The sequence below is a fragment of the Rhizobium sp. BE258 genome (assembly GCF_031457345.1).
Lineage (GTDB): Bacteria > Pseudomonadota > Alphaproteobacteria > Rhizobiales > Rhizobiaceae > Rhizobium.
In genome coordinates this window covers 182262-192783 of sequence record NZ_JAVDWL010000009.1, presented here as the reverse complement: position 1 = coordinate 192783, position 10522 = coordinate 182262, and the positions used below count along the sequence as shown (strand labels likewise).

Genomic DNA, 10522 nt, shown 5'->3' with positions numbered 1-10522 from the left:
GCATGTCATTTCAGAGTGGATAGCCGCTTTTTCAAACGGACGGTATCAAAACATTACCATTATCCACTTGGCCCGCAAAGGCGCGTAGCACAAACCCACTGTACCAGTATCGTAGTGACACATCCGGGCTTCGTAGACAATTAACGAAGGCTTGCTAATCACCTGTCGTTAATGGGTTGTTAACATGATTTAACGGCAGAGCCTGTTGAAAAACCAATAATTTAGCGATGTTTAACGGATATTAACCATAGCGCCAGAATCCCGCCCTCAATGTGCCGGAATTTAACGCGATCGCCACTCTCCAACCGCACTGTAGAGTTCAACCGCGGGGATAAAGACGGGAGTTTGGCACATGGCAGCAGTCAGTATCGCGTTCGAGGCGCCGGATAATTCGAAGGGGCCGTGCCCCTCCAAGGTCCGTCCGATCGACCTGGTGCATCTTGCAAAGCAGACGATGGGCGACAAGGCCCTCGAAATCGAAGTCCTCCAGATGTTCGCGCGCCAGGCACGCGCGTGTCTCGGAGAGATCGCCTCTGGAGAGGCGCAGAAGGTCGTTGCCGCCGCGCACCGGCTGAAGGGTGCAGCAAGCGCCGTCGGCGCCTTCCGGGTGTCCGAGACGGCGGAGACGCTCGAGTTCAATACCGGTGACGCTGCATCGATGGCAGCCGTCGGTGCTGCTGTCGTCGAGGCCGAGAATTTCATCCTGAAGCTGAGCCGTTAAGAGCCAGGCATCAGTCGCAAAGCTGGACCCGCTGCATCATTCCGGAACAGGCCTATCTGTTTCCGATGAGCAGCGGGTCTTTTTGTGACCAGCGGCATGCCGCAATCAAGCAAGCCTGTCGCTTTTAAGTATGGGATGACACTGCCGGGGCTGTCGATGTTGACTGCCTCGCAGATTTGTTGGAAGAAAAATTCTGATCCTCCCTCAATACGGTTACCGGAAATCACAATGCCCAAACTGACCATTGTCGCCTTCGACGGCACGCGCTTTGACCTTGACGTCGATCAGGGTTCCACCGTCATGGAAAATGCCGTGCGCAATTCCGTCCCGGGCATCGAAGCCGAATGCGGCGGCGCCTGTGCCTGCGCCACCTGTCACGTCTACATCGACGAAGAATGGGTCGAGCGCGTCGGCCCGCCCGAGGCGATGGAAGAAGACATGCTGGACTTCGCCTTCGACGTCCGCCCGACCTCGCGCCTTTCCTGTCAGATCCGCATGAAGGCTGTGCTGGATGGGCTGACGGTTCACGTGCCGGAACGCCAGGCCTGACATACTGAAAATTCACTTCGGCGCGTTTATATTAGCCTGAATAGCAGTGTTCGAGCGGTTATGGCTGGAAACGGCCGAAGTGAGGTCAGCCTATGAAACACGTGTCGATTTTGGTTCGCGCCGATTGGGATGCTGAAGCGGCGGTTTGGGTTGCCAGCAGTGCGGATGTCGAGGGGCTCGCTGTCGAGGCCGAGACGCTCGAAGTCCTCAATAGCAAGGTTCTGTCGGCTATTGCCGATCTGCTGGAGTTAAACGGAATTTCGTCCGACCTTGCTGAAATTCCCGTCCACATCATGGCCGAGCAGCTTGCTCGCGTTCCCAATCCTCATTTCTGACCCTCATGGGCGGCTATCTTCGCGAGCTCAAGGAGTTGTTGCAGAAGGCAGGCTGCCAATATGTCCGGCCGGGTAAAGGCGACCACGAGATCTGGTACAGCCCGATTTCTAAGCGGCACTTCACTGTCGATCATGGCGTAAAATCGCGCCACACCGCAAATGAGACACTGAAGCAAGCCGGTTTGCCGAAGGCTTTCTGAACAGGGAAGAGCCAAAAAAAGCCTCGCGCGCCGGATGACGAGCGAGGCGAGGCGGGCGCATAACCATCGGACGAGGGAGGACCGTCCGCGGCTTGGAACGCGCCAGGAGAACCCAGCGACGGAAAGATCAGGCTGTTCAGTCCTGAACTTTCGAATGTGTTCATATTAGCGCGCCTCAGTTGAGTCGCCTATCGCTAATTTTCACCATTGAGAGGCTGGGGAGGACGCAAGTTTCGCACAGGTTTCGTTGTGCAGCTAACGATCTTGCATCGTATTTTGCCCGCAAATGCGCTAGTTTTTGCCGCCGGATGATTTGAGTCGGTTGTTGAGCAGCCGCATCATCCGATTCTGGAAATTGACCGCCTCGACCTTGTCGAAGCGCGCTTGAAGGCGGTCGTGCTCGTCTATGCCGCGAGTGGATTCTTCCGATACCAACTCCTGCATTGCCTCGCAGTTGCGCTGTGCGGGAAGCGCGAGAATGCCGCGCTCCATGGCGCGTGCCTGTGTTCTGGCGATTTCTGCGTGGCGCTCCTCGTGGCGCTTGATATCGCTCGATAGCGCATCCCAGATCATCGACAGGTCCTTCGTCGCGCCCTTGCGGTTACGCCAGCGCGGCAGGATGATCTGCGTGTGAACGGTGACCTTGGCGCTGCCGACCTTGCAGCGTCCGTCGTGCTGGATATAGGTGGCTTCGCCGCCGAAGCGGATCTTGGTGGCACCCGGGTGGCGGGCCGATGAACCGTTTGCGGTCGGGCCGCGGGTGCTGAGCTGCTGGTCGAGTTCGTCGGCGGTTTTGCCGCGGATGTCGAAATAGGAATAGCTCTTCGTGGCGACCACTTCGGCCGACGCTGAGGTGCAAAGGGCAATCGTCATGGAAAAAGCAAGGAGAAGACGCATATTCGGCGATGCGGAAGGCATTCTAGACGGTGACCCATGTTGAAGTTTGGCGGAGCTTGGGGCATAGCCACCGCGAGCGCAATAGGCGCAGGATTTTTTATTATCAATAGGATAAACGCCGGTGAGTGAGCTTCAGGTCAGCCGATGGCGAGTCGCCCATGACCGCGAATTGGCGCTCGGCGCAACGAGCGTGATCATGGCGATCGTCAACGTGACGCCGGACTCGTTCTCCGACGGCGGGAAGTACGATCACGCCGATGCGGCCGTCGCGCACGCGCTGGCGGCGGTGGCCGAAGGTGCTGAGATCATCGACATCGGCGGCGAGTCGACGCGGCCGGGTGCCGCCAAGGTCGATGCGGCCGAGGAGCAGCGGCGCGTGCTACCCGTCATCGAGGCGCTGCGCGGCAAGACCGAGGCGCTGATTTCTGTCGATACCTACCGGGCGGAGACTGCAAAGCTCGCCATCCAAGCCGGCGCCCATATCGTCAACGACGTGTTCGGGCTGCAGAAGGATCTGGCGATGCCCGGCGTTGTTGCGAAGGCGAATGCCGGCGTGTGCATCATGCATACTGGCCGCGAGCGCGAGAAGCTGCCCGATATGGTCGCCGACCAGGCAGTGTTCCTGGAGCGGTCGCTGGCACTGGCAAGCGAGGCGGGGATTGCCAACGAGCAGATCGTTCTCGATCCAGGCTTCGGTTTCGCCAAGGAAACGGCTGACGAGAATTTCGAGTTGATGGCGCGGTTTGCGGAGCTGTCGCGCTTCGGCTTTCCGCTGCTCGCCGGGACCTCGCGCAAGCGCTTCATCGGCGCTGTGACGGGTCGGGATGCTGCCGATCGCGACGCGGCGACGGCAGCCAGCAGCGCGCTGCTCAGATTGGCGGGGGCTGCGGTTTTCCGGGTCCACAATGTCGCAATCAACAGGGATGCGCTGGCTGTTGCCGATGCTATGCTGGCGGCACGCCGAAATTACGAAGGACGCCGGGGCCAATGACTATGAAATATACGATCCTGATGCAGAACTGTGCGTTCTTCGCGCGCCACGGCGTGCATGACGAGGAAGAGTTTCTCGGGCAACGCTTCTTCGTCGATGCCGAACTCGACGTGACTGCCGGCAAGGCGCTGGAAAGCGACTCGATCGAGGATACCGTCAATTACGGTATCGCCTTCACCGTCATCGAGGAGATCGTCGTCGGCAAGCGGCGTTATTTGATCGAGGCACTGGCGCTCGATATCGCCAAGGGGCTATGTGAGCGCTTCCACCAGATCACGCGGGCGAAGATCACGGTGCGCAAGCCGAGCGCGCCGGTTCCGGGCGTGCTCGATTTCGTTCAGGTGAGCGTCGAACACTTTGCACACTGATCGTTTCAAGGCGGCCACGCTCGGTCTCGGCGGTAATATCGGCGATCCCGTCAACGCGATGGCCTCGGCACTGCAGCACCTCGATGCGCGGGACGATTGCCGGCTGACTGCGGTGTCCAGGCTTTACCGGACGCCGCCCTGGGGAAAGACTGATCAATCCTTCTTCTTCAATGCCTGCGCAGGGGTCGAGACGACGCTGGCGCCGGAGGCACTGCTCGATGTCTGTCTTGAGATCGAGCGGGAAATGAAGCGCGAGCGGATCGAGCGCTGGGGGCCGCGCACGCTGGATATTGACGTCCTGACCTACGAAGGTGTCGAGCAGGAAGCGCCGCGGCTGGAGCTACCGCATCCACGCATGACGGATCGCGGCTTCGTGCTGATGCCGCTTGCTGATTTCGCGGGAGATCTTCTGGTGAAGGGGCGGACGGTTCGGGATTGGCTCGCTACTGCCGATGTGCAGGGCATCGAAATCGCTGATGCCAGCTTCGAGTGGTGGCGGAAGCCTTGAAACGAAAAGCGGCGGAAAATCCGCCGCCTGGGTGTGTCCTGAGGATGATCTGTCTTACTGGACCGAGCCGACCGTCATCTCGTCCAGCTGACGGGTAAGGGTGAGGCCGATCACCGGGATCATGCGGTCTTCGACCTTGACCGAGACGGTGACATTCATCGTCTTGTCGTCGCGGATGCGGGCAATCATCGCGCCATTCAGCTTCGAGCGGTTGAGACCAACGACGACGGTATCCGGGGTAACGGTACCGGATACAACGTCCAGACCCTTGCCGGCGGCGCCATCCAGGAACTGTCCCTTGTAGCTGCTGCCCGACTGGGTGATCGTCGCGGTCATCGGCTGTTTGAAGACGCCGACGCGGCAGGAGCCATCGAGCTTGATGCCTGTGCTGTCGCTGACCGAAGATCCCACAAGGTTGCAGGTGAACTTCGTGCCCTTGTACTTGCCGGCAACGATTTCGCCCGGTCCACGCCAGGATCCGGCCACCGATTCGAAGAAGGCCTTATCGCGTGTGGCAGCGGTTGCTGCAGGGGTGACGTCAGCCATCGGCGACAGAGCCACGGCGGCTAGACCGCAGACGAAAAGAAGCTTGCGCAAATACATGGATTTTCCTCGGCACACCTACCCGCTACTGCCTCAGAGTTTTGCCGAATAATGGTTAATGGTTGGTTTCCGGGCTGGCGAAAGGCTCTGGAAAATAGGGATTTTCGGCGTCTGGATAGACTTCAACCTGGGTAGCTACGCCTATGAAAAATATACGTTTCCTGATTGCTTCCGTTGCGTCAGGCGAGAAAGCTGAGAAAAACCCGTGGGGATCACTTCTGCTGGTCGCGGCCCGATATCGAAGGCGTGAGATCGCCTATGAAATCGCTGATTCCCGGCCGCTTCAGGGCGTGAAATGCCAGCGGGCGGCAGAGATCCATGGCGGCGATTCCGATGCGGGCGGTCATCAGGCCGTTGATGACGCCTTCGCCAAGGCGCGCTGACAGCTTCGACGCCAGTCCATGGCCGAGAACCTGCTGCACTAGACTGTCGCCGACGGCGATCGAGCCGGTCACCGCGAGATGGGCAAGGACGTCGCGCATCAGTCTGGCCATGCCGAGCGTGCCCGGCCGGCCGCCATAGAGTTCCGCCATGGCGCGGATCAGCCGCGATGCCTCATAGAGCACGTAGAGCAGATCGACGATGGCGCGGGGGCTGACGGCGGTGACGATTGAGACGCGCTTCGAAGAATTGACGATCAATGCGCGCGCCTGACGGTCGAGCGGCCCGAGCAGCTCGCGTTCGGCAAGCGCCACCAGATGCGGGGCATCGATGATGTCGTTTTCGGAGGCCTTCAGCGTGGCTCGGCCCTTGGCTGTCTCCGGTTTGGCCGAGAGCATCGCCGTCAGCCGGTTGACGAGACTGCGCGCCTTGGCCGGCCTGGTTTCCAGAATTGCCGCCTCGGCCTCCGCCTTGATCGTCTGGACGGCGGCGAGCCGTATCATGCCCGCGGTTTCGCGGATGACGATACCGATCACGGCAAGGATGCCGATCGCAAGGGCGGTGAGGGCGGCGTAACCCAGCCAGTCGGCGCGGGAAAAGAGGTCGCGGATCAGGCTGTCGGTCCAGAGACCGAAGGCGAGCGACAAAAGCACGCCGAAAGCCGCTCCGGCGATCTTTGCGAAGGATGTGCGGCGTCTACGCGGCATTGCGACCGGAAGCGGCGCAGCATCCTTATCGGGGTTGATGAAGGGATCATCTTCATCCGGTGTCAGGACGACATCGGCCTCGAAGCTGGACGGCTTGCGGCGCTGGGCCGGCACAGCCGTTTCCAGCGGGCGAGGCTCGTCTTCGTAAACGAAGGCTGCAGGTTTGCGCGTGTTGCCAGCGGCATTTTCTGGACTGGACTTGCTCATGCGAGACGGTCTCCAAACAGGAACTGCATGGCGCGGTCGAGGCGGATATGCGGCACCGAGAGTTTGATGCCGCCACCGGTTTCCTCGAGCTGTGGCGGCCTGAAGCGGACGACGTTGACATCCGGGAGGTGGATATCTCCGGCATTGGATTCAATGGCTGCGAACAGGCTTTCAGGGTTCTCGGGCAGGTCTCCTGGAAAGATTGCGGTCTTGCGTATCCCATCGAAACGCTCGCCGCCGATCGTCTCGCCATCGATCGGCGTGCCGACGATCACAGGCAGGTCGTGCCCGTCGCGCCTGACGGTCGCCTCGCGGGTGGCGCGCACCGAGGCAAGCGCCATGACGTCGATGCCCGCGCCCGCCATGCCGATGCGGTGGACGGCGCGTTCGACGAGGCGCCGCGTCAAGGCGTCGAGCCGGTCGTGGCTTTCGTGATGCAGGTGGTCGGCCTTGGTGGCGGCGACCAGCACGCGGTCTATGCGGCGGCCTAGAAGCGAGGAGAGGAGCGAGTTGGTTCCCGGGCGGAAGCAGGCCAGCACGTCTGTCAACGCCCGTTCGAGATCCTGCACGGCTTCGGGGCCGCGGTTGATTGCCTGCAGCGCATCGACAAGCACGATCTGGCGGTCGAGACGGGCAAAGTGCTCGCGGAAGAACGGTTTGACGACGACCGATTTGTAGGCCTCGTAGCGCCGCTCCATCATCGCCCAGAGCGAGCCCTTTTCGGCCCGGCCTTCGGGCGGCAGGAGCAGCGGCGCGAAGGTCAGTGCCGGTGAGCCGTCGAGATCGCCCGGCAGCAGGAAACGGCCGGGCGGCAGCGTCGATAGGGAGCGCTCGTCGGCCTTGCAGGCCTTCAGATAGGCGGCAAAGGACGTTGCGAGGTCTCGGGCCTGCATCTCATCGGCCGCCGCGTGAAGATCGGCTGCCTGTGTCAGCTCGAGCCAGGTCTTCGAGAGTTCGGCGCGGATGCCGGTGCGGGCGAGCGCCAGGGTATCCTCGCTGAAAGTCCGGAAATCCTTGGCGAGCAGCGGCAGGTCGAGCAGCCATTCGCCCGGATAGTCGACGATATCGATCGACAGGCGCCCTGGCGAAAACATGCGGTTCCAGCCGCTGGCGCTCTGATAGTCGATGGTGACCCGCAGTTCTGAGATGGCGCGGGTGGAATCCGGCCAGACGCGATCCTTCACCAGCGCGCGGATGTGATCTTCGTACTGAAAGCGCGGAACGCCGTCATCAGGCTGCTCTTCGAGGCGTATCGCCGAAACACGGCCCGATTGCACCGGTTCGAATAGCGGCAGGCGGCCGCCATGGAGGAGGTTATGGACCAGGGAGGAGATGAAGACCGTCTTGCCGGAACGGGATAGACCGGTGACGCCGAGACGGACGGTCGGATTGACCAGACCCGTGGCGCGGTCGGTGAGGTTATCGAGTGCGATGCGGGCATCGTCAGCGAAGGAGGTCAAGCTTGGCGGCAAGGCGGTGTCCCGGTTGTCATTGCTCAAGCATATAGGATGGCGAGGCCGCCGGAAAAAGAACCGGCATGCAATGGCGTCAGCCGCTCAGAAATTCACGCAGCTTCCACGCTGCCGCCGCGGCGTCGAAATCCAGAACCGCGAGGCCGCCTGCGGGAAAGCCGCCGGGCAGGGCGCGCAGCAGCTGTTCGTGGCCGATCAGCGCCTCCAGCGTCTGCTCGATCGTCGGATTATGGCCGACCAGCATCACCGCATTGCTTTCCTGCGTATCGAGGAGCTCGAGATAGACATTGGGGGCAGCGTTATAGAGTTCGTCGATATAACGCAGCTCCAGAGACAGGCCCATGGCGCGATGGACGGCATCGGCCGTCTGGCGGCAGCGCTTCGCCGTCGAGCTCAGGATAATGTCCGGACGGTAGCCCTTGTCCGCTGCGCGGTCGGCGAGCATCTCGGCATCGCCGTATCCCTTTTCGCTCAGCGCGCGGTCGAAATCGCGTTCTCCGGACTGCGCCCACGCGGCTTCGGCATGCCGCAACAGGTAGATTCGTGAAGGCGTATGCAAGGTTGCGGCCATAGAAAAATCCACGTGCGAAGGAGCCTTTTCAGTAGCCGCCGGGTATTGCCGGCGTCAACCGGTGACGTGCCGTGGTGGTGCAAAAGCGCTGGGCCTACACGGCTTGTTGAAGGCGGGGTGAGAAAGCGAATCTGGAATAGTGGTGAGAAAATAGACTGTTAGCCTAAAAATATGACAGATTTAAAAATCTGTTTACATGTCGTATTTGGCTTGAATCGATATTGGCGCATGAGATATACAGCCCGCCACATGAGATGTTCTTCAGGAGAATCGCGTTGAGTGAGAAGATCGATCTTAGCAGCTACGTTCCCTCGGAAGACGAGGAGTTCATGAACGTAAACCAGCGAGCATACTTCCGCACGAAGCTGGTCGCATGGCGAAATGACATCCTTAGAGAAGCGCGCGAGACACTGGATCATCTCGCTGAAGAAAGCGCCAACCATCCCGACCTCGCGGATCGGGCATCTTCCGAAACAGACCGCGCTATCGAACTTCGGGCGCGCGACCGTCAGAGAAAACTGATTTCCAAGATCGATGCTGCCCTGCAGCGGATCGAGGAAGGCACTTACGGCTACTGCGAAGAAACCGGCGAGCCGATCGGCCTCAAGCGTCTCGACGCCCGCCCGATCGCCACACTGTCGATCGAAGCGCAGGAACGCCACGAGCGCCGCGAAAAGGTTTACCGCGACGAATAAGCGTCCTGGGAGCAGGCATAAAATAAAAGGCACCGCATTGCGGTGCCTTTTTCGTTTTGGTGCTCCGGCTGACCGATTACTTGTCTCGGTTGACGCTCATCTCGCCAAAGATGCGCGCGACTTCTTTCTGCAGTTCGGCATCGGCGCCGGTGACCGGCGGTGCTTCCGGGTCGCGGCGCTGCAGGTTGACCGGCTGCGGCGCAATGGTGCGGATCGGCGCGCTCTGAATGGATTGCACCGGCTGGACGACGCGTTCGGCGGCCAGCGTGGTGTTCATCTCTTCTTCGAGAATGCGCTGAAAATCGCCTTTCGGCTGCTGTGGCGGCGCTCCCGCGTCGGCGGTCACCACCGGATGGCCCTCCGAAACCGTCGGAAGGCTTTGTGCCGGCGGCGTCAGCACTTCGGGTTCGATACGCGCCTTTTGCGGCAGGACGCGGGCGCGAGCGGCATCCAGGATATCGGCGGCATTGGTGGTTTCGAGCGACGGTGCCGGTTGCGGCTGCTCCATCGGGCGGATGGTGATCGTCGGCGGGACACGGTTTTCTGCCGCGGCAATGACCGGAGGAACGGTGATGGCCGGAGTGGGAGCCGGTGCAGGGGGAGCAGGAACGAAGGCGGGTGCTGCGGCGGCGGGTGCGATGGGTTGCGGGCGGCGGGGCTCGATGAAAGGTGCCGGAGCGGGCGCAGGGGCAGGGATGTAGGGCTCGGCCTCTTCCTCTTCGAAGATGGCCACCGGTTCCGGCTTCGGTTCAACCCGGGGCTCCGGCCGCTGTTCGGGGACGGCGCGGAGTGCAGGGCGTTCGGCCACGGCCGGGCGCCGTTCGATTACGGGAGCTGCCGGTGGTGCAACCGGCGCCGGGCGGAGCTCCGACGACGGTTTCGCCTGTTCGGCGCCCTCAGGCAGGATGCGGCTTTCGATGACGATATCGCTGGGGCCGCCGATCATGATCAGGTGCTCGACGTCGTCGCGGCGCACCAGCACGAGGCGGCGGCGGGTGTCGACGGCAGCGGCGTCCAGAACCTGCAGACGCGGCTGGCGGTTCTTGCCGCCGCGCACGAAAGGCGAGGGTGCGCGGTTGCGCATCAGCCAGAGTACGCCGATCAGGACGATCAGGCCAAGGCCGACGCCACCTGCTGCTAGGAGGAAACGGCTGCCGTAGTCGCTCACTACGCTGTCAAACATGATCTTAAACTCCCCTATACGCAGGCCGCATCATGAAGGCTTTTCAGTTCCTTAGGCAATAGGCTGTGTGCTTGTCCAGTCACGCCCGTGCGAGAAGATCGCCTCAGAAGCCCGATGGCTTGCGAAACTGGCGC

The 10522-nt window shown here is 61.3% G+C and carries 14 protein-coding genes; 8 read left to right on the top strand and 6 right to left on the bottom strand.

The genetic code is table 11. The features are described 5' to 3' along the window. Positions 1 to 352 precede the first annotated feature (352 nt). The 4 genes from J2X43_RS27430 (at position 353) to J2X43_RS27415 (ending at position 1805) form a co-directional block, all read left to right on the top strand. Positions 353 to 721, top strand: coding sequence for an Hpt domain-containing protein (locus tag J2X43_RS27430; protein WP_310300111.1), 369 nt, complete (start codon positions 353 to 355; stop codon positions 719 to 721). Between the two features lie 228 nt (positions 722 to 949). Next, positions 950 to 1270, top strand: coding sequence for a 2Fe-2S iron-sulfur cluster-binding protein (locus tag J2X43_RS27425; RefSeq protein ID WP_112387222.1), 321 nt, complete (start codon positions 950 to 952; stop codon positions 1268 to 1270). A gap of 92 nt (positions 1271 to 1362) precedes the next feature. Next, positions 1363 to 1605, top strand: a complete 243-nt coding sequence (locus J2X43_RS27420) for a DUF1902 domain-containing protein (protein WP_112516135.1) — start codon at positions 1363 to 1365, stop codon at positions 1603 to 1605. A 5-nt stretch (positions 1606 to 1610) separates the two neighbouring features. Further along, positions 1611 to 1805, top strand: coding sequence for a type II toxin-antitoxin system HicA family toxin (locus J2X43_RS27415; protein ID WP_112516136.1), 195 nt, complete (start codon positions 1611 to 1613; stop codon positions 1803 to 1805). 291 nt (positions 1806 to 2096) lie between these two features. Here the strand turns inward: J2X43_RS27415 and J2X43_RS27410 are convergent, their stop codons facing one another. Beyond that, positions 2097 to 2723 (bottom strand): DUF922 domain-containing protein, encoded by a 627-nt coding sequence (locus tag J2X43_RS27410; RefSeq protein WP_310300106.1) that lies wholly within the window; start codon positions 2721 to 2723, stop codon positions 2097 to 2099. 100 nt (positions 2724 to 2823) lie between these two features. On the opposite strand from J2X43_RS27410, the gene folP reads away from it, so the two are divergent. From folP to folK, 3 genes are read left to right on the top strand one after another with little or no spacing between them, the layout of a single operon-like run. Continuing rightward, complete coding sequence (gene folP, locus J2X43_RS27405; RefSeq protein ID WP_310300102.1) at positions 2824 to 3693, top strand: dihydropteroate synthase; 870 nt, start codon at positions 2824 to 2826, stop codon at positions 3691 to 3693. After that, the gene (gene folB / locus J2X43_RS27400; RefSeq protein WP_112387225.1) at positions 3690 to 4061 is read left to right on the top strand and encodes a dihydroneopterin aldolase; all 372 of its coding nucleotides are present in this window, start codon (positions 3690 to 3692) and stop codon (positions 4059 to 4061) included. Before folP ends, folB begins: the two co-directional genes overlap by 4 nt. Continuing rightward, on the top strand, positions 4051 to 4569 hold the full coding sequence (gene folK, locus J2X43_RS27395) for a 2-amino-4-hydroxy-6-hydroxymethyldihydropteridine diphosphokinase (RefSeq protein ID WP_310300099.1): 519 nt from the start codon (positions 4051 to 4053) through the stop codon (positions 4567 to 4569). Before folB ends, folK begins: the two co-directional genes overlap by 11 nt. 54 nt (positions 4570 to 4623) lie before the next feature. Here the strand turns inward: folK and J2X43_RS27390 are convergent, their stop codons facing one another. From J2X43_RS27390 to J2X43_RS27375, 4 genes are all read right to left on the bottom strand, one after another. Further along, on the bottom strand, positions 4624 to 5172 hold the full coding sequence (locus J2X43_RS27390) for a hypothetical protein (protein ID WP_310300096.1): 549 nt from the start codon (positions 5170 to 5172) through the stop codon (positions 4624 to 4626). Positions 5173 to 5384: 212 nt separating this feature from the next. Then, positions 5385 to 6467 (bottom strand): TIGR01620 family protein, encoded by a 1083-nt coding sequence (locus tag J2X43_RS27385; protein WP_310300094.1) that lies wholly within the window; start codon positions 6465 to 6467, stop codon positions 5385 to 5387. After that, a complete protein-coding gene (locus J2X43_RS27380; RefSeq protein WP_310300091.1) occupies positions 6464 to 7939 on the bottom strand; it encodes a YcjX family protein in 1476 nt (491 codons plus the stop codon). Before J2X43_RS27380 ends, J2X43_RS27385 begins: the two co-directional genes overlap by 4 nt. Positions 7940 to 8015: 76 nt before the next feature. Further along, a complete protein-coding gene (locus J2X43_RS27375; RefSeq protein WP_310300089.1) occupies positions 8016 to 8510 on the bottom strand; it encodes a histidine phosphatase family protein in 495 nt (164 codons plus the stop codon). A gap of 275 nt (positions 8511 to 8785) precedes the next feature. Between J2X43_RS27375 and dksA the strand changes: the two genes are divergently transcribed. Beyond that, entirely contained in the window at positions 8786 to 9205 is a 420-nt protein-coding gene (dksA, locus tag J2X43_RS27370) for an RNA polymerase-binding protein DksA (protein ID WP_112387229.1), read from the top strand. A gap of 76 nt (positions 9206 to 9281) precedes the next feature. Here dksA and J2X43_RS27365 read toward each other — a convergent pair whose 3' ends face one another. Continuing rightward, the gene (locus J2X43_RS27365) at positions 9282 to 10388 is read right to left on the bottom strand and encodes a flagellar biosynthetic protein FliO (protein WP_310300086.1); all 1107 of its coding nucleotides are present in this window, start codon (positions 10386 to 10388) and stop codon (positions 9282 to 9284) included. Positions 10389 to 10522: the final 134 nt, after the last annotated feature.

Excerpts from the sequence above, each read along its gene's own strand:
- J2X43_RS27430 (WP_310300111.1), top strand. The coding sequence starts at position 353 with ATGGCAGCAGTCAGTATCGCGTTCGAGGCGCCGGATAATTCGAAGGGG.
- J2X43_RS27425 (WP_112387222.1), top strand. The coding sequence starts at position 950 with ATGCCCAAACTGACCATTGTCGCCTTCGACGGCACGCGCTTTGACCTT.
- J2X43_RS27420 (WP_112516135.1), top strand. The coding sequence starts at position 1,363 with ATGAAACACGTGTCGATTTTGGTTCGCGCCGATTGGGATGCTGAAGCG.
- J2X43_RS27415 (WP_112516136.1), top strand. The coding sequence starts at position 1,611 with ATGGGCGGCTATCTTCGCGAGCTCAAGGAGTTGTTGCAGAAGGCAGGC.
- J2X43_RS27410 (WP_310300106.1), bottom strand. The coding sequence starts at position 2,723 with ATGCCTTCCGCATCGCCGAATATGCGTCTTCTCCTTGCTTTTTCCATG.
- folB (WP_112387225.1), top strand. The coding sequence starts at position 3,690 with ATGACTATGAAATATACGATCCTGATGCAGAACTGTGCGTTCTTCGCG.
- J2X43_RS27390 (WP_310300096.1), bottom strand. The coding sequence starts at position 5,172 with ATGTATTTGCGCAAGCTTCTTTTCGTCTGCGGTCTAGCCGCCGTGGCT.
- J2X43_RS27385 (WP_310300094.1), bottom strand. The coding sequence starts at position 6,467 with ATGAGCAAGTCCAGTCCAGAAAATGCCGCTGGCAACACGCGCAAACCT.
- J2X43_RS27375 (WP_310300089.1), bottom strand. The coding sequence starts at position 8,510 with ATGGCCGCAACCTTGCATACGCCTTCACGAATCTACCTGTTGCGGCAT.
- J2X43_RS27365 (WP_310300086.1), bottom strand. The coding sequence starts at position 10,388 with ATGTTTGACAGCGTAGTGAGCGACTACGGCAGCCGTTTCCTCCTAGCA.